Genomic DNA, 18,894 nt, shown 5'->3' with positions numbered 1-18,894 from the left:
CCGCGTCAGCGAGTGAAGGCGCTCAGTCCCGTGATAGCCCTGCCGACGATCAGCGAGTTGATTTCGTGGGTGCCCTCGAACGTGTACAGCGCCTCCGCGTCCGCGAAGTAGCGCGCCACATCCGAGTCCACCCGGATCCCCTCCGCCCCGCATATCTCGCGGGCCAGCGCGACGGTCTCACGTGCGCGGTCAGCCGCCCAGGTTTTGGTGAGCGCGGAGTGCAGTTCGGCTGCGGTGCCCGCGTCGCGCAGGGTGGTGAGCCGCACCGCCATCGCGAGCGTCGCGGTGGCGTTCCCCAACATGCGGGCGAGCTTCTCCTGCACCAGCTGGAAGCCCGCGATCGGGCGTCCGAACTGCTCGCGCGAGGTCGTGTACCGCAGAGCGGCCTCGTAGGCGCCGGCTTGGAGACCAGCGGCGTTCCACCCCGCGACATAGCGCAGATCGGCCAGGATCGCGGCGATATCGCGGAACGAGTCGATGCGGCCGAGCCGATCCGACTCGGCGACGCGGACGTCGTCCAGCCTGATGTCGGCGTTGCGCACCATGCGCAGCGCGATCTTGCCTCGGATATCTTCGAGCGAGACTCCCGCGGCATCGCGCGGGACGACGAACGCCTTCGCGCTGCCGTCGGCGATGTCGCGCGCGACGACGACCAAGACGTCCGAGAGCGCAGCGTTGCCGATCCAGCGCTTGCGGCCGGTGATCCGCCACTCGTCGCGGTCGCGGACGGCTGTCGTGGTCAGGCTCCCTGCGACGTCCGAGCCATGGTCGGGCTCGGTGAGCGCGAAGCAGCCCGTGAACGCGAACGAGGGGATACGTGCATCCCAGCGGGCGACCTGCTCGTCCGACCCGCCCTTCCGGATCAGGGTACGGAACATCGCGACCTGACCTCCGTACAGCGTTCCGATGGACATATCGAAGCGGGCCAGTTCGAAATGCCGGAATCCGAGATACAGGGCGCGCGGCAGGTCCCCGTCGTCGAGCAGGGCCGGATCGTCCTCGAGTCGTAGCGCAGCGAGCTCCTCACGCAGATGCGCCGGGCAGACACCGTCCTCCCACCATTGCGCCAGGTGAGGCCGGGCACGCTCCTCGAGCAAGGAGCGCAAGTCCCGAAGCTTCCCCGATTCGGCCTCGGTGAGGAGACCGGTGTAGCCGAAGAGGTCGGTCGGGGCTGCCATCACTGCTCCAGCCCGAGCAAGCGGACGGCGTTGTCCTTGAGGATCATCCGCTGCACGTCCTCCGGGTACTCCAGCAGCGCGAAGTCCTTCAGCCACCGGTCGGGGGTCAGCGCGGGCAGGTCCGAGCCGAACAGCATCTTGTGCTTCAAGTAGGTCCGTGCCGCTCGGACCAGGGCGGGGGAGAAGTACTTCGGTGACCACCCCGACAGGTCGATCCACGTGTTCGCCTTGTGCGTGGCGATCGAGAGCGCCTCGTCCTGCCAGGGGACGCTGGGGTGAGCCATAATGATCTGCAGATGCGGATGCCGGGCGGCGACGTCGTCCAGCAGCATCGGGTTCGACAGGGACAGCCGAAACCCCCACCCGCCCGGCGTTCCCGCTCCCGCCCCGGTCTGGCCGGTGTGGACGATGATCGGCACCTGCATCTCCTCGATCGCCGCCCACAGGGGGGTGAACTCCTCCGCCGAGGGATCGAAGGCCTGCACCGACGGGTGGAACTTGAACCCGCGGACCCCCAGTTCGTGCACCTGGCGTCGCGCCTCGTCGACGGCAGCCGGGCCCTGCAGCGGATCGACGCTGCCGAAGGCGATCAGCACATCCGCGTTGCGCCGCGCTCCGGCAGCGAGGTCGTCGATGCTGTTGGGTGCGTGACCGAGGTTCGTCGTCGCGTCGACGGTGAACACGACCGCGGCCATTCCCCGTTCGCGGTAGTACGTCGCCGTCTGATCGACCGTACGGGGCTTCTCGCTGCTGCCGAAGTACGCCGCCATCGCCTCGGTCAGTGCCCGCGGCGAAGCGGTGCGACCGCTGTCGTCGATCTGCACGTGCACGTGGACATCGATCGCCGTGACGGCGGCGATGTCGATTCCCGGTCCGGTGCTCAACGGACGACCTCCTTCGCTGCCCGCCCCGCCAGCTCGCGGGCGGCATCCTCCTTCACCCGGGCGAGCTCGATCTTGCCGGTCGCCGACCGGCCGAGGCTGTCGCGGACGAAGAAGTGGCGTGGCTTCTTGAAACCGGCCAGGTGCGCGTCGAGGTGCACCACGAGCGCAGCGGTGTCGATCGTCTCACCGGGCACCGGCGCGATCATCGCGCACACCGACTCGCCGAAGCGCGCGTCGGGAAGCCCGAAGACGATCGCGTCATCGACGCTCGGATGCGCCAGCAGCACGTCCTCGACCTCGGCCGGGAACACCTTCTCGCCGCCGGTGTTCACGACCGCGCTCAGTCTGCCGAGCAGCTCGATCGATCCGTCGCCTCGGGAACGCGCCCAGTCGCCGGGCATCACGTATCGCCGGCCGTTGATGACGGGGAACGAGCGCGCCGTCTTCTCGGGGTCGCCGTAGTACCCCGACGGGAGCACGCCGCGGAAGGCCAGGATGCCGAGGGCGCCGGCGACGGGCGCCACTTCGTTGAGGTCCGGATCCAGCAGCACCGTCTCGGGCGTGGTCACGAACCGGGCCGGCAGGTCTTCGGCGCGATGGGTGACGCCGAATGCGAAAGGGCCCCCCTCGCTGGAGGCGAGGAGGTCGACGATCATGACGTCGCCCTGCGCATGCAGTCGGCGTTTCACGTCGTCGCTGAATCGCATGCCCGAGCTGAGGACCGACCTGAGGTCGGCCAGACGCCGGCCGCTGCGCTCGATCGCCTCCACGAAGGGCAGCGCAACGGCATCCCCCGCCACGATGATCCGCGTCACCCGGTGCGCCCGGGCCAGCCGCAGTGCCTCGGCCACGTCGAGGCTCGCCCCGCTCTGCAGCACGACCGTACCGCCGAGGGCGAGCGTGCCCATGGTCGTCGACTGGGCCGTGCCGTGCAGCAGCGGCGGCAGCGGCAGAGTCACCACGCGCGGGGTCGCCGGGTCGACCGCGATGCGCACCGCCTGCGCCAGATCCGCGGGCGGCTCGAGTCCCACGATGCCCCACGTCGACTGCCGGCGGGCGTGGAGCAGGGTGTCGACGTCCCACACCACCGCCTTCGGTGCCCCCGTGGTCCCGCCGGTGTACAGGCGCATGTCGGCGCCGCTCGGCGCACGCTCGGGCATCGCCCCGCCCTCGTGGACGATCTCGGTCCACGAGGCCGCGCCGTCGATCGCCGGACCGCCGTCGTCGACCGAGATCACCGCCACGGGGTGATCCAGGCCCGCGTTCGCCTCTCGCACCACGTGCGCCAGTGAGGTCGGCGCGAGCAGCACGCGTGCGTCGCAGTCCTGCAGCAGGGTGCGCACTTCGCCGGCGCGGTAGCGGTAGTTGATGGCCACCGGCGCGACGCCGATGGACAGGCACGCCCACAGGAACGTCAGGTACTCGGCACGGTTGTACAGCAGCATCGCCGCCGCGTCGCCGACCACCAGTCCGCGCTCCTGCAGGTGGCGAGCGAGAGCACCGGCCTCGGCGGCGAAGCGCGCGTACGACATCTCCCCGTCCGAGGTGATGATCGCCGGTCGCTCCGGATCGGCACGCGCGATTCCCTGCCAGAGATCGCTGTAGTGCACCGCGATCACGATGCCGGCTGCTCTCTGACCGGGGGGCCGCTGCGTTGCGCGAGGGGAGCGAACCGGGCGCGCCACACCTCGTCGATCCCCGCGGCATCCCACCCGCCGGCAGCGTACGCCGCGTCGAGCGCGGCCGGGTGCGCGTACAGGGTGAGCTTGTCGCCGCCGATGCCGATCGCCTGCCCGGTCACGCCCTGCGACGCCTCTGATGCGAGCCACACGATTAGCGGTGCGACGTCGTCGGGAGTCCCGAGCGCGTTGTCGCGGCGGAACCGTTCGGGTATCGGAATGCCGGCCAGGTAGTCCTGGTAGACCTGTGCGTAGGCGGGGATCGTGGCGGTCATCGGCGACAGTGCTGTCGGGATGACGGCGTTCGCGGTGATCTCGGCGCGGGCGAGCTCCAGCGACCAGGTGCGCGCCATCGCGACGAGCCCGGCTTTCACCGCGGCGTAGTTCGTCTGGCCGAAGCTGCCGAACTGGCCCGCGGGTGAACCGATGAGGATGATCCTGCCCCCCTCGCCCTGTTCCCTCATGAACGACGCCGCGGCCCGTCCGCACGTGAAGGATCCGCGAAGGTGCGTGTCGACGACGAGGTCGAAGTCCGCGTCATCCATCTTCCACAGCACCCGATCGCGCAGGACCCCCGCGTTCGCGACGAGGACGTCCAGACGCCCGAAGTTCTCGCGAGCGGATGTCACGAGCGCGTCCGCGGTCCGCGTCGGACCGACCGCACCGACGGATGCGACCGCACGGCCTCCCGCCGTGACGATCTCCTCGACGACCTCGGCCGCGGCCGCTTCGTCGACGTCGTTGACGACGACCGCCGCACCGGCCTCGGCCAGCGCCCGCGCATAGGCGCGCCCGAGGCTGCGGCCGGCACCCGTGACGATCGCGACCCTGTCGGTCAGCTGCACCCCGCTCATCGGTAGTGCCTCAGGACGAGCTCCGCCACGACCGCCGGTTTGGTCGCATCCTCCACCTCGAACGTGAGCGAGAGCGTGGCCTGATACCCGCCGGCGACCTCCGTCACGTCGGCGACCTCGCCGGCCACCCTGATACGGGCGCCGGCGCGGACAGCCTGGGGGAACCGGATGCGGTTGTAGCCGTACACGATCCCCATCCCCGCCCCGCTCACACGGTAGATCTCCCGGAGCGGTCGCACGACCATACTCAACGTGAGCATGCCGTGGGCGATGCGCCCGCCGTAGGGTGACGCGGCCGCGGCTTCGGCATCCACATGGATGGGATTGTCATCGCCGGTGAGATCGGCGTAGACGTCGATGTCGTCCTGCGTGATGGGGTGCCACGACGACGGGCCGAGCCGTCTTCCGATCGCGTCGGGGAGATCCTCCAGGGTCAAGGCCGTCGTCATTGCTGCTCCTCTGCTGCGCGCGCGGCGCTCATGGTGATGATGGCGCGTCCCGTGATCTCGCCACGGGAGAGCGCCCGGTAGGCCTCGTCCGCCTCGTCGAGCGTGTATCGGCGAGAGACGAGATCTGCGGGATCGAAAGAACCGGATGCGGCGAGCGCGGCGACCTGCGGCAGATCGGTGCGTGTCCGCGCGCCGAACGACCCGATGATCTGCTGTCCCCGGCGCACGAGCGGGGTGATCTCGATCTCGGCGGCTGCGGCCCCCGCCGCGATGCCGATCGCCACCATCCGCCCGCCGTCGGCGAGCATCCCCACCGCCTGGGCGAATGTCGCGGGCCGTCCGAGTGCCTCGAACGCGACGTCCACCCCGCCCGTGAGTTCGCGGACGCGCGCGACGGGATCTTCCCGAGCGGCATCCACCACAGCGGTCGCGCCGAGGTCTTTCGCTCGCGCGAGCTTCTCCTGCGCGATGTCGATCGCCACGATCCTCTCGGCGCCGGCCGCGCGGGCCATCGGGATCAGGCTCGTCCCGATGCCGCCGACACCGACGATGGCCACGGACATCCCCGGTGCGACTGCGCCGGCCCGGAAGACAGCCCCGTAGGAGGTGAGCCCGGAGCAGCCCAGGATGCAGGCGGTGTCGAGGTCGAGGTCGTCGTCGAGGCTCGTGAGGGCGGTCAGGGGGACGACGGCGTACTCGGCGAGGCCTCCCATCGAGTACATCGCCAGGAACGAGCCGTCGGGCATCGCCAGCCGGCTCCTGCCGTCGTACAGCGTTCCCTCGAGCCTGTTGCGCCGGAAGAACTCGGTGCAGAGGTCGTCGCGGTCGCGCGCGCACTGCGCGCACGTGCCGCACGGCATGATGAACCCGGCCGCGACGCGGTCGCCCACCCGCAGCGTGCGCGTATCGGCGGTGCCGGCACCGATGGCCACGATCGATCCGCTCACCTCGTGACCGAGCACCGCCGGCCGCGGAAAGTGCACCTCGCCTTTCATGACGTGCAGGTCGGTGTGACAGACGCCGCAGGCGCTCACGCGGAGGAGGGCCTCGTCCGGTCCGGGAACAGGGGTGGCGATCTCGCGCACCTCCAGTCGGTCCTCCGCCAGGATCGCCGCCCGCATCGTCGCGGGAGGGGGAGTGGGCACGGGTCCTCCTCGGGTCGGCTTCAGGTCGTCGCCCCATCCTGGCCAGGCCGCCCCGCACGGGGCACGCACTCTTCCGCACAGCGAAAACGAGGGTGCAGTCCGATGCGGCCGCCGTGCCATCCTGTCGACGTTCCGACCGAGACGCACCGAGGGAGATCGCGATGGCACAGCTGGAAGCGCTGTTGGACCCGACCGGGATGGAGGCGGGCGCAGCCGACACCACGCTCTCGCCGCGCCCGGTCAGCCTCAAGGGGCTCACGATCGGGCTCCTCGACAACACCAAGCCCAACTCCACCCTGCTGCTCGAGACGATCGCCGCGCAGCTGCAGGACCAGTACGGCGCCGGCGAAGCAAGGCTGTACACCAAGGACTACTTCGGAACGCCCGTGAAGCAGACGCTGCTCGAGGAGATCGTCCGCGAGTGCGACGTCGTCATCACCGCCGTCGGAGACTGCGGATCGTGCAGCGCGGCCACGGTCGCAGACGGGATCATGTTCGAGCGCGCGGGGGTGCCGACCGTCAGCATCACCTCCGACTCGTTCCTGATGTCGGGTCAGGCGATGGCGTCGGTCCAGGGTTTCCCGGGGTTCGACTTCTACGCGGTGAAGCACCCGATGGCGAGTCTGACAGCCGAAGAGGTCCGCGAGCGCGCGATGACCGCGATGCCCGAGGTGCTGAGGATCCTCGGAGTGGAGGAGGGACGATGAGTTCGCCGACGACCATGGATGACACCACGATCGCGGAGGCCGACGCGCTGCGAGAGATCGTCGAGCACTACTTCGACAAGGAGTGGACCGACGGCCTCCCCGTCGTTCCCGTGACCGGGACGCTGCTGGCGGAGTTCCTCGCCACCGTTGCGCGCGACCCCGACGAGGTGCTCTTCTCCATCACCCATCTGAACCGTCATCTGACGGTGCGACTCGCGGCGATCAACGCGGCGATGGCGGGCTGCCGCAGCGAATACTTCCCCGTCGTGGTGGCCGCGTGGGAGGCCATCGCGAAAGAGCCGCACCCGGCACGGGGGATCTGGCAGTCCACGACCGGCACCGCGCCGCTTCTCGTGGTCAACGGTCCCGTGCGTGAGCGGATCGCGCTCAACAGCACCGGCAACATCTTCGGCTCCGGCTTCCGTGCGAACGCCACCATCGGACGTGCGATCCGCCTGGGCTGCATCAACGTCTTCGGACTGCACCCGCACAAACTCGACCAGGCGACACAGGGCACACCGGCGAAGTACTCGGCGTGCATCGCCGAGAACGAGGAGCAGAGCCCGTGGCCGGCCCTCCACACCGAGCATGGATTCGAGGCCTCCGACGACGTCGTGACGGCGTTCGTGATCCGCTCGGTCATCCACATCGAGGCGCGGCACACGCAGTCGCCCGAACAGCTCGCGCGAGATCTCACGGACACGATCGTGCGCACCGGAGCGTTGATCCACGAGTACACCAGTGCGCTGCTGGTGCTCACGCCCGAGCACGCGGACGTGTTCGCATCGGCCGGCTGGAGCAAGGACGATCTGCGGTCGTTCGTGTACGAGAACGCGGTCCGCAAGCGCGAAGACCTCGTCGCGGTCGGCAAGGACGCCCTGTCGCACAAGACGCGCTGGCGTCTCGCGGCGACGCATCCCGACTCCATGCCCGACTCCGCCAGCCAGACGGAGGAGCCCGATGTGGTCCGAGCGCTGAGCAATCCCACCTCGATCCAGATCATGGTCGCCGGGGCCGACAACGCGGGGGTGTCGGCCGTCGTCGAGATCTTCACGCTCAACCCGCCTCGGGTGCACCCGTACTCGCATCAGAAGATCGGAGCGACAGCATGACCGAAGCCACGAAGCCCCAGACGGTCGATGAGGCGCTGCAGCAGTTCACCGACATGATGGCCGCCGACGGCTACGTCCTCAGCTGGGAGCCGTCGGACCCGCAGCGGATCGTGGTGCGGATCGATGCGACCGAAGGCGCCTGCGCCGACTGCCTCGTGCCGGTCAACGTCATGGAGGCGATCATGGCCAAGGCGCTGGAGCCCACCCCCTACGCGCTCGACCACGTCATCCTGCCCGCAGAGGCCGCGCACTAGGCGAGCCCATGCGTCTCACCGACGATGAGAAGCGGATGCGCGACGGCGCCGAAGGCGAGGCCGTCGCCGCAGCGATGGACCTGCTCGTTCGCTACGGCGACGCGCTCGGCGCCGAGCGGCTCGTGGAGACCCGCAACGTCGCGGGCACGATGACCCAGCCGTCCCCGGCGAAGGCGAAGCTCGTCGAGGAGGGCGGGTGGGCGAAGGCCTACGCGGTGATCAACCTCGACTGCGATCGAGACATCGAGATTCCGCGCATGAAGGTGCCGACCTGTCAGCTCCAGCACGGATTCGCCGGGGATGCCTCGGGGCTCACGCACTATGCCGACTCCGCCATCCGCCTGCAGGACGACGCCGAGTCGTACTTCAGTGACCGCGGCGTCAACATCCTCGCCACCTGCACCCCCTACCAGGTCGGCAACCTGCCCGTTCGCGGAGAGCACTGCGCGTGGATGGAGTCCTCGGCGGTGGTGTACTGCAACTCGGTCCTCGGGGCGCGCACGAACTGCGAGGGCGCGTCGTCGACCGGTGCGGCTGCCCTCACCGGCAAGATCCCCTACTGGGGCAATCACCTCCCGGAGAACCGGCACGCCACCCATCTCGTCCGTGCCGACGTCACCGTGGACGGCTTCCAGGAATGGGGGATGCTCGGCTACTTCGTGGGAGAACTGGTGCAGGAGGCGCGGCCTGCGGTCGTGGGGAAGCTGGGCCAGCCGGACCTCGCCGACCTGAAGCACTTCGGCGCCGCGACCGCCACCTCCGGAGGCGTGGAGCTCTACCACCTGCCGGGCATCACTCCGGAGGCGCCGACTCTCGAGGCCGCCTTCGGCGGAGCCCGCATCGCCGAACCGGTCTCCTACGGCGCCCGCGAACGGGCCGCGGTCTACGACGCGCTCAACAGCCGCGGAACGAGCCGCGACGTCGACTTCGTGCTCCTGGGGTGCCCGCACGCCTCCTTGGATCAGGTCGCTCAGCTCGCCGCTCTGCTGGAGGGTCGCCGCCTGCACGCCGACACCGAGCTGTGGGTCATGATGCCGCGTGCGCTGTCATCCGTCGCCTTCCACAACGGATACACCCGCACGATCACGGCCGCCGGGGGCCGCGTTCTGACCGACTCCTGCCCGGCGATGTCGCGGGCGGCTCCGCCCGGGACGCGCGTCTTCGCGACCGACTCCGCGAAGCAGGCGCACTACCTGCCGGCGATCCTCGGGATCGAGGCCTGGTTCGGAACGCTGGAAGAGTGCGTGGACGCCGCGCTCACCGGGCGCTGGGGAGGCGGGCTGCGGTGATCGAGCTCCGCGGGCGCGGGATCGTGCCCGGCGTCGTCGAGGCGCCCGCGCTGGTCACCCGCGAACCGATCTCTGGCTTCGGTGGTATCGACGTCGCCACGGGAACGGTCATCGAGCCGCGGCACGAGCTCTTCGGAGTGTGCTTCACCGGCCAAGTGCTGGTGTTCCCGGGCGCCAAAGGCTCATCGGGCTGGTCGGGCTTCTTCCAGAGCACCCGGCTGATGGGAACGGCGCCGGCCGCGATGGTCTTCGACGTGCTCACCACCAAGGCGGTGCTGGGTGCGATCGTCACGCGCGTGCCCACGGTGGTGCAGGCGCTTCCCCGCCCCCTGGAGACCATCCGCACCGGTGACCTCGTGCGCGTCGACGGCGAGAGCGGTGTCGTCACGATCCTCCAATCCGCTTCGTCCTCGACGTGATCCACACGGCATTCCATACAATGAAAAGGTCATTGGACGACGCGAAAGCGCTCTGCAGACTCGTCACTGCCGCCCGCAATGGCGTGGGCGGATCATCCCGACACAGGAGTCAGAAATGAGCAAAGCAGTGCGTCCCCCGGCCACGTCCCGCAGGCGGATCAACGCCCGCGTCGCCACCGCGCTCCTGGCTGCAGGCGCGCTGGCGCTGACGGCCTGTTCCACGGGGGGAGCCCCCGCGGCGTCCGACGGCGACGAGCAGGAGACGGAACTCACGAAGATGCTCGTCGTGACCTTCCTCCCGCTGGAGTCCTTCAGCTTCACGCCGGAGATGTTCGCGTACTCGGGCGGGTACTTCGAAAAGCACGGCCTCGACGTCCAGCTGCAGCCGGTACAGGGCACGGCCGCTGCCATCCAGGCGCTCCTGGGTGGGGCGACCCCGATCACCCGCGCCAGCACGGTGGATGTCTTCCCCGCCATGGAGCAGGGGCAGGAGCTCCGCTCGATCGGGACGATGGCCTACAAGTCGAACCTGCGGGTGGCCTCCACCGAAGACAACTCCATCACCTCCACGTCGGACATGGAGGGTGCCACGATCGGGATGGGCTCGCTCGGCGGGACGAGCGAGAAGATGCTCGATCTGGCGCTCGGCGCGGACGGCGTCCCGCTGGACTCGGTGACCCGACAGGCCGTGCCGGTGACGGGCGCCACCATGGAGGTGGTCCGTCAGGGGCAGCTCGACGGGTACATCGTGAGCCTGGACACCTCGCTCGCGATCGCGCAGCAGAATGACGATGCGGTCGTCGATCCCGCGGGCCTGACCGACGCTCCCGACATCCAGACCTGGATCACCACCGCCGACAATCTCGAGGATCCCGAGCTCGTCGAAGACCTCGAGGCGTTCCTCGCCGCGATCGACGAAGCCGTCCAGGACGTCATCGACGACGCACCCAACGACTTCGAGAACGTGCTGCAGACGCTGCGTGAGAGCGGCGATTGGTCGTTCCCGGCGCTGGAGGACGACCAGGTCGCCGTCGAGGCCCTGAAGATCTACACCACCGAGACGTGGGTCAACGAGGCCGCCGACGTCCGCCTGCTGGAGAACGACGTGGATGCCTGGCAGACGACGTACGACACCTACGTCGATGCCGGACTCCTGCAGGGCGGCAAGGACCCGCAGGAGTGGATCACCAACGACTACGTGCCCGGCGACTGAAACGACGGTGACCCCGCCCGCTTCCCGGGCGGGGTCACCGCGCATCCCCCGATCATCACGACGACACAGGAGGCCGACGATGGCCAGCGAGACCGTCGCATCCGTTCTTCCCCCCACCACCGAGGTCGACAGGCCCAGGCTCAAGATCCAGGGCATCGGCCGCGACTTCCACACCAAGTCGGGCGTCACGCACGCGGTATCGGGAATCGACCTCGATATCCAGCGGGGCGAATTCGTCGCCCTCATCGGTCGTTCCGGTTGCGGCAAGACGACCCTCCTGCGCATGATCGGCGGCCTTCTCGCCCCCAGCGCCGGAACGATCGAGGTCGACGGCAAGCCGCTGTGGAAGGGCAGCCGCGTCGATCCGACGGCGATCACGAAGCTCGGCTTCGTCTTCCAGGAGAGCAACCTCTTCCCCTGGTTCTCGGTCCTGGACAACATCGCCCTTCCCCTGAAGCTCCGCGGAGTGGGTAAACGGGAGCGACGCGAACGGGCGCAGGAGCTGGCCGCGCTCGTCGGGCTCTCGGGGTTCGAGAAGTCCTATCCCCGCGAGCTCTCCGGCGGGATGCGTCAACGAGCCGCCATCGCCCGCGCACTGAGCACCCGCCCCGACCTCCTGCTCATGGACGAGCCGTTCGGCGCTCTCGATGCGCTGACCCGGGAGCGGATGAATCTCGAGTTGCAGCGCATCGTGCTGGAGACGAACTCGACGGTGGTCTTCGTCACGCACGACATCCCCGAGGCGGTCTTCCTCGCGGACCGGGTGGTCCACATGACGCCGCGGCCGGGTCGGATCCGCCAGATCCTCCCCGTCGACACGCCCAAGCCCCGCACGATCGATCTCCAGACCACCCCCGAATTCAACGACATCGTCCGCGCGCTGCGCCAGGACCTCGACGAGGAGCACTGAGATGTCCCAGACGACCCGGACACATGAGCCGACCAGCGCCCCCGGCGCCCGCACGACGGTCGATGATGCGCCGACGACTCCCGTCGCGGTGCAGCGCCGGCAGCCGCAGGGGCGGATGCTGAAGATCCTCCCGTGGATCGTCACCCCGTCGCTGGTGATCCTGATCATCGTGGCCTGGCAGCTTTACGTCACGCTCGGCGACGTGAACCCGTTCGTCTTCCCTCCGCCGGCCGCGGTCGGGCAGGCCTTCGTGGTTCTCGTCACCGATCCTGCGACCTGGGCCGAGCTCGGCATCACCGTGAGCGAGATCCTCATTGGATTCGCCGTGGCGGTCATCCTCGGCGTCGTCGTCGGAGTGGTGCTCGGAAAGCTTCCCTGGCTCGAACTGAGCATCCGTCCTCTGATCGTCATCTCCCAGGTCGCGCCGAAAGTGGCGTTCATCCCGCTCTTCGTCATCTGGTTCGGGTTCGGGATGACCTCGAAGATCGTGCTCGCTGCGCTTCTGGCCTTCTTCCCCGTCATGCTGAATGTGCTCCTGGGCGTTCGGTCCGTCGAGCAGGGTCAGCGCGAGGTGATGAGCAGCCTGAACGCTTCGCGCGCCCAGACGTTCACCCAGCTCGAGCTGCGGAGCCTGCAGCCCTACCTCTTCGCCGGGATGGAGGTCGGCATCGTGCTGGCCACGACCGGAGCCATCGTGGGCGAGTACCTGGGAGGCAGCGAGGGACTCGGTGCGATGGTGGTGAGAGCGATGAATTCGCTGGATGCCGCGAGGACGTTCGCCTTGATCCTGCTGTTGGCGCTGATCGGACTCGTGCTCTACCTCATCGTCAATGAGGCCAAGAGGTTCTTCATCCCCTGGCACGAGTCGGTGTACGGACTGCGCTCTGAGACGTGACTCCTCGAGCTCCGCGCGCCCCGGTCTTTAGGATGAGAGCGGGGCGCGCGAGCGCGAGACGACGCGAGTGGGAGAACGTTGGCCGAAGAACGATCACGCGACCGTATCCAGAGCGTCGAGCGTGCGGTTGCGGTGTTGAGGGCCTTCGGCGGCGATGACGCTGCGCTCAGTGTGAGCGGCGTGGCCGATCGGGTCGGACTGCCTCGCCCGGTGGTCCGACGCATCCTGCTCACCTTCGAGCACCTCGGTTACGTCCGGGTGCAGAACGGCAGGTGGAGTCTGACCGCACGCATTCTGGAACTGGGCGCCGGGTACTTCGCATCATCGTCGCTGCCGGAGATCGCCCACCCCGTCATGTCTGACGTCGTGGCCCGGACGGGTGAGACGTGCAGCCTGGGGGTGCTCGACGGCTACGACGTCATCCACGTCGCGCGTGTGGAAGAGAGGCGCCCGCTGCCGGACGCGGTGCGCGTCGGTATGCGGCTCCCTGCTCACGCCACGGCTGTGGGCCGAGTCCTGCTCGCGAGCCTGGACCCGGTGTCGAGGGAGCGTTACCTCGATGACCAGCGTCGCGAGCGCTTCACGCCCCGGACGATCGTCGAAGCCGCACCCCTGCGGACGCATCTCGAGGATGTTCGCCGCCGCGGGTACGACCTGTCACTCGAGGAGCTCCATCCCGGCATGATCGCCGCGGCAGTGCCGGTGGTCGTAGACGGCAGCGTTGTGGCGGCGCTCACTGTGTCTTCGACGACGGTGAGATCGGATGCCGACTCCCTCACTGCCGAGATCGTGCCGGTGTTGCGCGAGGCCGCGGCAGAGATCGCCGCACGCCACCGCGCCGCGAACCCCCACCTCTTCCGTTCCGGTCAAGCTGGCGTCGGAACGACCATCGACGCAGACGGCAACTCCGTGCCCAGGTAGGCACCGGCGGCGACGAGCCGCTGCTGCAGAAGGCCGACATCCACGCTGGCGACGTCAGTGTCCGAGGCGAGCGCCAGATCGGCGGCAGTGCCTGCTGCCTGCCCCATGACGAAGCACGGACCCGTGACCCGTCCGGAGGATTGGCCACGCTGAGACATCGATGCGCATCTGCCGGCGACCAGGAGGTTCGGTACGCCCTGCGGCACCAGCATGCGGTACGGCATCTGGTTGAAGCCCCGGCTCGCACTGTCGGCGAACCGGAACTCGACGTCGCCTGCGACGTGCGCCTCGACCGGCCACCCGTTCACGCCGATCGTGTCGTCGAAATCCGCGCAGCCGAGGATGTCTTCCTCCGTCAGACTGTAGGAACCGACGATCCGCCTCGTTTCGCGGATCCCGATCTGCGGGGCGATGTCGACGACGTAAGACTCTTCGAACCCTGGTGTGCGCTCACGGATGAATGCGAACGTGTGCTTGACCTGTTGCCGTCCCTGCAGTTCCCCGTGGGTCAGCTGCCTCACGTCGGTGCCGTCGACCGCGCTTCCGTCGTCATTGCTGAGCTGCGTGAGGTTGGAACGCCACTCGATCGGGTGACGCTGCGGTCTGACGATCGGCTTCTTACGTGGGAACCGGTGCGTGCCCGCCTCCTCAGCCTCTTCCATGACTCGTCGGATCGTCTTCCACGCGGGCCCCGCTGCGACCGGGTCGACGCCGTTGATCCGGAACATCAGCGAGGGGTAGAGCAGATGCTCGGACCGCTCCACGGGAGCGCCGGCCCACACCGCGAGATCGGCGTCACCCGATCCGTCGATGAACATGCGCCCGCGGACCGCTTGGCGGCCGGACTTCGACTCGATGATGATCGCATCGATCCGGTTGCCGTCCATCACCGTCCCCACAGCCGTGGCATGGAAGAGCAGGTCAACGCCGGAGGCGCCCATCAGCTCATCGGCGGCGATCTTGTACGCCGAGATGTCGAAGGCCTGCGCCATGATGCGGTTGTCGACGCTCAGGTGAGGAGGATTGAGCCCGTCGAGCACCTCGAGACGATCGAGCAACTCGTCGGTCAGTCCGCGAATCACCCGCATGTCATCGCCGTATACCCGGGCGTGCAGTCCGCAGAAGGTGCTGAGGCCGCCCATCGTTCCTGCGCCCCCGAGGAAGCCGTACCGTTCAATGAGAAGCGTCGACCGGCCTGCGCGACCGGCCGAGGCCGCGGCGAACAGTCCGGCGGGTCCGCCCCCGACGACCACGACGTCGTACTCGCCGATGACCGGCACATCGACGGCCGGGATTCGGATGCTGGTGGTGTTCATGCGATCTCCTTCGTCGTGCGATGCAGAGCGGCTTCGGGCCCGGTTGCGCCGCGGGCGGTATCCCGTCGTGCGCACAGGTCGGCGTTCGGCCGTGCGCAGAGCACCGCGCCGCAGTTGAGTGGCTGCACGAGCTGCTCGTAGTGATCGAGCATTCCGCCGCCGGTGTCGCGCTCGACCGGAGCCCGGTACGGTTCCCTCGCTGCGAGCTCCTCGGCGGGCACGAGCAAGTCGACACGCCCGTCTGCGAGGTCGATGTCGATGATGTCGCCGTCTTGCACGCGGCCCAGCGGTCCGTCGGCGGCCGCCTCGGGCGAAACCTCACCGATGGAGATGCCCTGGTTGACGAGGCCGCTGAACTGCCCGTCGGTCACGAGCGCGACGTGCTCGGCCAGACCGCGCGCGTGGAGGGCGAAGATGAACGCGGACGTCAGCCCCATTCCGGGCGCGCCGGCGACGCCGATGCCGCGGATGACCGCGACGTCGCCCCGACGGAGTCGGCCGTCGGCGATCGCGGCGATCGCCTCATCGCGATTGCCGAACACGCGTGCCGGACCTCGGAACCGGTGCGGTCCGGGATCGGGCACCGGTCGTTTGGCCACGGCGCCGCCAGGCGCGAGGGATCCCCGCAGGACGGAGATCGCCGGGTCCGTGCCGAACGGATCAGCGATGGACCGGATGACCGTGCCGTCCGCCGCCGGAGCGCGGTTCGCGTTCTCGGCGACGGTCGTCCCCGCGATCGTCATCTCGTCGCCCGCGAGAAGCGGACGCAACTCACGCAGGACGGTCGCCCCGCCTCCGGCATCCTCGAACTGCTCCACGAGCCACGGGCCGTTCGGTCGCACCGCCGCCAGCAGGGGCGTCTGCCGCCCGAGCGTCCGGAACAGCTCCCACACGTCGACGTCCAGCCCGGACTCGATGGCGATCGCCTGCAGGTGCTTGATGGTGTTCATCGAGCCGCCGACAGCGAGCATGGTCCTCACCGCATTTGTGATCGCTCCGGGGGTGATGATGTCGCGGGGCCGCACGTCGCGAGCGATCAGGTCGGAGAGCGCGGCTGCAGACGCGCGGACGCCCACCCACATCCGCTCACTGTTCGCGCGAACAGGCGCGGACCCCGGCATCGCCATGCCGAGCGCCTCGGCGACCATGTGCATCGAGTTCGCCGTCGCCAGACCCGCGCATACGCCCGGTCCGAGGATCGCGTCGTCGGCGAGGTCGGCGAGATGGTCGGTCGGTGCGCCGGTGACGGCCGCCTGGGCAGCGAGAAGGAACACCTCTTCCACGTCGGCCTCGCGGCCTTCGGCGAGACCGGAATGCTGGTACCCGCAGGGGATGATGACGGTCGGTATGTTCAAGCGGCCCGCAGCCATCAGATGCGCAGGGGTCGTCTTGTCGCACGAGCTCAGACAGATCATTGCGTCGAGCTTCGCGCCCTCCACAGCCGCTTCGATGTCGTCGACGATCAGGTCGCGGCTCGGGAGGATGTAGCGGCCGGCGCGTCCTGCGCTCGTGACGAAGTCCGAGGGGGCGACTGTGCGTATCTCGAACGGAAGAAGCCCGTGTTCGCGCAGTTCGGTTTTGAGGACCGGGACGATGTCGTCGAGATGCGCGTAACACGCCGCCAGGTCGGACGACGTGTTTACGATCGCCACTTTTGGCTTGGCGAGGTCCGCCGCCGCGATCCCGAGCGACCGCCATTGAGCGCGGCGGGCTATTCCGAGCGCGGACGTGGGCGGCAGATTGCTTCTCAGCTCGGGCATCGACGACCTCATCTCCCGCGGGCGACTTTCGATCAGACCCTGCCCGCCCACGCAAGTGTACGCAATGCGTCTAGAAGACCGCAATGCGTACAGTCATAGCGCGCCGCGTGCCGCGCTTTCTCCCTAACGTGCGCGTTCGCGCTGCACGCACCCGGCTCAGAAGACGTCGACGGGGAATTCGTGCCATCCCGTCGCGCCATCGGGTACGACACCGGCGACCTCCGACGTCTGCGTCTCACCGAGCACGTTCGTGGCGCGGCAGCGCAGCACATGACGCCCCGCGGTGGCCCGCCACGGCAGACTCCACTGCACCCACGTGTCATCCGAGATGGCCGTGGCGAGGGTCGCCTCCTCCCAGGGCCCGTCGTCGACCTGCACCTCCACACGCGAGACGCCGACGTGCGGCTGCCAGGCGACACCCGCGATGACGGTGTCGCCCGCGCTCAACCCCTGACCGGGACGCGGCACGTCGATGCGCGATTGCAGCTTGACCGGACCGCGCTCGGACCACCCGCGGTCGGTCCAGTATGCGGTCGCCCGGTCGAACCGGGTGACCTCGAGGTCGACGACCCACTTCGTCGCCGAGACGTAGCCGTACAGGCCCGGTACGACCATCCGCACCGGGAACCCGTGCTCGAGGGGCAGGGGCTCGCCGTTCATGCCGACGGCGAGGATCGACCATCGTCCGGGATCGGTGAGCGCCTCCAGCGGCGTCGACGCCGTGAACCCGTCGATCGACCGTGAGAGCACCATGTCGGCGTCCGCCGTCGGGCGGGCCCGGGAGAGCAGTTCGCGGATCGGATACCCGAGCCACAGCGCGTTGCCGATGAGGGTTCCGCCGACCTCGTTCGACACGCACGACATCGTGGCGTACCCCTCTTCGAGGGGAAGCGCGACGAGCTCGTCCCAGGTGAGGGTGACCTCGTTCTGAACGAGTCCGTGGATGCGAAGCGACCAGTCGGCCGGATCGACCTGGGGGACGACCAGTGCGGTGTCGATGCGGTAGAACGACTCGTTCGGGGTGATCACGTCCGCGAGCCCCGAGATGTTCAGTTCGGCGCCGGCGGGAACAGGGGATGCCGCGACAGCCGGTTGCGGCAGCCGAAGCGCCGCGCGGATCGCCGCGACCGCACGGCTGCCGCCGCTCACCAGCGTCGCGCCGAGCACGGCGACGAGTCCGATCGCGGCGGCGCCTCCCGTCCAGGCGAGAAAACGCCGGCGGTCCATCTGCGCAGGGTTGTCGAGCGGAGCATCCGGGGGCGGCGCGTCTGATCGGGCGATCGGCCGCGCGGGCAGCATCCGCACCAGCGTCCGCAGCGTCACGGCCATCGTGGCGCCGGCGATGAGCGAGGGAAGCCATGACAGCGGGCCGGCGTCGGCGCGGGTGAGCGCCACAGCGGCGCCGACGACGCCGAGGGCGACGGCGATCGCCACCCCGACCGGCCGGCGGCGTCGCTCGAGAAGACCGGCGACTGCGGCGACGACGAGCAGCACGATGGCGATCCCGGTGAGCAGGGCGATCTTGTCGGCCGTGCCGAACCACGCGATCGCGGTGTCTTTCGCCCAGGGGGGAGCGGCGTCGATGAGCGCACCGCCGATGGCGGCGAAGGGACTGGATGACGGCGCGATCAGCGCTGCGGAGAGTTCACCCAGGCCCGCACCGAGAAGCGCCGCAACGGCGCCGGCCGCCGCGGCGAGCCATCCGTCCCGGGTTCTCGCGCGATCGGTCTTCGCCACGTTCTCGAGCCTAAGGTGCTCCACACTCCAGGGCTCCGCGCCGGGGGCGACGGAAGGCTGACGACGATCTCGGGTTGACGAGGCGCAACCGTTCTGCCTACGGTGCTCGTGCCGAGAAAGCGCCTCCCCCCCACAATCCGCGTGCTCGCCCGGCTGAACGCCGCCGTTTCCG

18 protein-coding genes are annotated in these 18,894 nt (G+C 69.0%); 9 read left to right on the top strand and 9 right to left on the bottom strand.

Annotated features, from left to right (window positions below; all coding sequences use genetic code 11):
* Window positions 1-5: 5 nt before the first annotated feature.
* The 6 genes from FBY40_RS16580 to FBY40_RS16555 are packed head-to-tail and all read right to left on the bottom strand — an operon-like array spanning window position 6 to window position 6,189.
* Window positions 6-1,178: an acyl-CoA dehydrogenase family protein gene (locus FBY40_RS16580; RefSeq protein ID WP_141939837.1), complete on the bottom strand. Its 1,173-nt coding sequence runs from the start codon at window positions 1,176-1,178 to the stop codon at window positions 6-8.
* A complete protein-coding gene (locus FBY40_RS16575; protein ID WP_327437061.1) occupies window positions 1,178-2,062 on the bottom strand; it encodes an amidohydrolase family protein in 885 nt (294 codons plus the stop codon). Before FBY40_RS16575 ends, FBY40_RS16580 begins: the two co-directional genes overlap by 1 nt.
* Window positions 2,059-3,681: an AMP-binding protein gene (locus FBY40_RS16570; RefSeq protein WP_160141432.1), complete on the bottom strand. Its 1,623-nt coding sequence runs from the start codon at window positions 3,679-3,681 to the stop codon at window positions 2,059-2,061. The genes FBY40_RS16575 and FBY40_RS16570 overlap by 4 nt, the downstream gene beginning before the upstream one ends.
* Window positions 3,678-4,595 carry an SDR family oxidoreductase gene (locus FBY40_RS16565; protein ID WP_141939835.1) on the bottom strand — a complete coding sequence of 306 codons (918 nt, stop codon included), beginning with the start codon at window positions 4,593-4,595 and terminating at the stop codon, window positions 3,678-3,680. The genes FBY40_RS16570 and FBY40_RS16565 overlap by 4 nt, the downstream gene beginning before the upstream one ends.
* On the bottom strand, window positions 4,592-5,044 hold the full coding sequence (locus FBY40_RS16560) for a MaoC family dehydratase (protein ID WP_141939834.1): 453 nt from the start codon (window positions 5,042-5,044) through the stop codon (window positions 4,592-4,594). Before FBY40_RS16560 ends, FBY40_RS16565 begins: the two co-directional genes overlap by 4 nt.
* Entirely contained in the window at window positions 5,041-6,189 is a 1,149-nt protein-coding gene (locus FBY40_RS16555) for a zinc-binding dehydrogenase (protein ID WP_235014978.1), read from the bottom strand. The genes FBY40_RS16560 and FBY40_RS16555 overlap by 4 nt, the downstream gene beginning before the upstream one ends.
* Window positions 6,190-6,350: 161 nt before the next feature.
* Here FBY40_RS16555 and FBY40_RS16550 point away from each other — a divergent pair, with 161 nt between their 5' ends.
* The 9 genes from FBY40_RS16550 (at window position 6,351) to FBY40_RS16510 (ending at window position 13,909) form a co-directional block, all read left to right on the top strand.
* Window positions 6,351-6,896: a UGSC family (seleno)protein gene (locus FBY40_RS16550; RefSeq protein WP_141939833.1), complete on the top strand. Its 546-nt coding sequence runs from the start codon at window positions 6,351-6,353 to the stop codon at window positions 6,894-6,896.
* Entirely contained in the window at window positions 6,893-8,008 is a 1,116-nt protein-coding gene (locus FBY40_RS16545; protein WP_141939832.1) for a hypothetical protein, read from the top strand. Before FBY40_RS16550 ends, FBY40_RS16545 begins: the two co-directional genes overlap by 4 nt.
* Window positions 8,005-8,262 (top strand): hypothetical protein, encoded by a 258-nt coding sequence (locus FBY40_RS16540; RefSeq protein ID WP_141939831.1) that lies wholly within the window; start codon window positions 8,005-8,007, stop codon window positions 8,260-8,262. The genes FBY40_RS16545 and FBY40_RS16540 overlap by 4 nt, the downstream gene beginning before the upstream one ends.
* Before the next feature lie 8 nt (window positions 8,263-8,270).
* Window positions 8,271-9,551 (top strand): aconitase X, encoded by a 1,281-nt coding sequence (locus tag FBY40_RS16535; RefSeq protein ID WP_141939830.1) that lies wholly within the window; start codon window positions 8,271-8,273, stop codon window positions 9,549-9,551.
* Window positions 9,548-9,970: an aconitase X swivel domain-containing protein gene (locus tag FBY40_RS16530; protein WP_141939829.1), complete on the top strand. Its 423-nt coding sequence runs from the start codon at window positions 9,548-9,550 to the stop codon at window positions 9,968-9,970. Before FBY40_RS16535 ends, FBY40_RS16530 begins: the two co-directional genes overlap by 4 nt.
* Before the next feature lie 115 nt (window positions 9,971-10,085).
* The gene (locus FBY40_RS16525) at window positions 10,086-11,183 is read left to right on the top strand and encodes an ABC transporter substrate-binding protein (protein ID WP_141939828.1); all 1,098 of its coding nucleotides are present in this window, start codon (window positions 10,086-10,088) and stop codon (window positions 11,181-11,183) included.
* Window positions 11,184-11,262: 79 nt separating this feature from the next.
* Window positions 11,263-12,093 carry an ABC transporter ATP-binding protein gene (locus FBY40_RS16520; RefSeq protein ID WP_141939827.1) on the top strand — a complete coding sequence of 277 codons (831 nt, stop codon included), beginning with the start codon at window positions 11,263-11,265 and terminating at the stop codon, window positions 12,091-12,093.
* A gap of 1 nt (window position 12,094) precedes the next feature.
* Window positions 12,095-12,988 carry an ABC transporter permease gene (locus FBY40_RS16515; RefSeq protein WP_200830009.1) on the top strand — a complete coding sequence of 298 codons (894 nt, stop codon included), beginning with the start codon at window positions 12,095-12,097 and terminating at the stop codon, window positions 12,986-12,988.
* Between the two features lie 78 nt (window positions 12,989-13,066).
* Window positions 13,067-13,909, top strand: coding sequence for an IclR family transcriptional regulator (locus FBY40_RS16510; protein WP_141939826.1), 843 nt, complete (start codon window positions 13,067-13,069; stop codon window positions 13,907-13,909).
* Here the strand turns inward: FBY40_RS16510 and FBY40_RS16505 are convergent.
* The 3 genes from FBY40_RS16505 to FBY40_RS16495 all read right to left on the bottom strand — a co-directional run bounded on the left by FBY40_RS16505 (window position 13,855) and on the right by FBY40_RS16495 (window position 18,722).
* The gene (locus FBY40_RS16505) at window positions 13,855-15,225 is read right to left on the bottom strand and encodes an FAD-dependent oxidoreductase (RefSeq protein ID WP_141939825.1); all 1,371 of its coding nucleotides are present in this window, start codon (window positions 15,223-15,225) and stop codon (window positions 13,855-13,857) included. The two genes, FBY40_RS16510 and FBY40_RS16505, sit on opposite strands and share 55 nt — an antisense overlap.
* Entirely contained in the window at window positions 15,222-16,985 is a 1,764-nt protein-coding gene (locus FBY40_RS16500; protein ID WP_141939824.1) for a dihydroxy-acid dehydratase, read from the bottom strand. The genes FBY40_RS16505 and FBY40_RS16500 overlap by 4 nt, the downstream gene beginning before the upstream one ends.
* A gap of 156 nt (window positions 16,986-17,141) precedes the next feature.
* A complete protein-coding gene (locus FBY40_RS16495; RefSeq protein ID WP_235014976.1) occupies window positions 17,142-18,722 on the bottom strand; it encodes a molybdopterin-dependent oxidoreductase in 1,581 nt (526 codons plus the stop codon).
* Window positions 18,723-18,894 lie beyond the last annotated feature (172 nt).

Origin of the sequence: Microbacterium sp. SLBN-154 (assembly GCF_006715565.1) — a bacterium.
Taxonomy (GTDB): domain Bacteria; phylum Actinomycetota; class Actinomycetes; order Actinomycetales; family Microbacteriaceae; genus Microbacterium.
Note: the sequence above shows the minus strand (reverse complement) of the source record. Positions and strands in the feature narration are given on the sequence as shown.

Coding starts and splice junctions, on each gene's coding strand:
- FBY40_RS16525 (WP_141939828.1), top strand. CDS start 10,086: ATGAGCAAAGCAGTGCGTCCCCCGGCCACGTCCCGCAGGCGGATCAAC.
- FBY40_RS16540 (WP_141939831.1), top strand. CDS start 8,005: ATGACCGAAGCCACGAAGCCCCAGACGGTCGATGAGGCGCTGCAGCAG.
- FBY40_RS16500 (WP_141939824.1), bottom strand. CDS start 16,985: ATGCCCGAGCTGAGAAGCAATCTGCCGCCCACGTCCGCGCTCGGAATA.
- FBY40_RS16515 (WP_200830009.1), top strand. CDS start 12,095: ATGTCCCAGACGACCCGGACACATGAGCCGACCAGCGCCCCCGGCGCC.
- FBY40_RS16580 (WP_141939837.1), bottom strand. CDS start 1,178: ATGGCAGCCCCGACCGACCTCTTCGGCTACACCGGTCTCCTCACCGAG.
- FBY40_RS16505 (WP_141939825.1), bottom strand. CDS start 15,225: ATGAACACCACCAGCATCCGAATCCCGGCCGTCGATGTGCCGGTCATC.
- FBY40_RS16550 (WP_141939833.1), top strand. CDS start 6,351: ATGGCACAGCTGGAAGCGCTGTTGGACCCGACCGGGATGGAGGCGGGC.
- FBY40_RS16535 (WP_141939830.1), top strand. CDS start 8,271: ATGCGTCTCACCGACGATGAGAAGCGGATGCGCGACGGCGCCGAAGGC.
- FBY40_RS16560 (WP_141939834.1), bottom strand. CDS start 5,044: ATGACGACGGCCTTGACCCTGGAGGATCTCCCCGACGCGATCGGAAGA.
- FBY40_RS16545 (WP_141939832.1), top strand. CDS start 6,893: ATGAGTTCGCCGACGACCATGGATGACACCACGATCGCGGAGGCCGAC.
- FBY40_RS16565 (WP_141939835.1), bottom strand. CDS start 4,595: ATGAGCGGGGTGCAGCTGACCGACAGGGTCGCGATCGTCACGGGTGCC.
- FBY40_RS16520 (WP_141939827.1), top strand. CDS start 11,263: ATGGCCAGCGAGACCGTCGCATCCGTTCTTCCCCCCACCACCGAGGTC.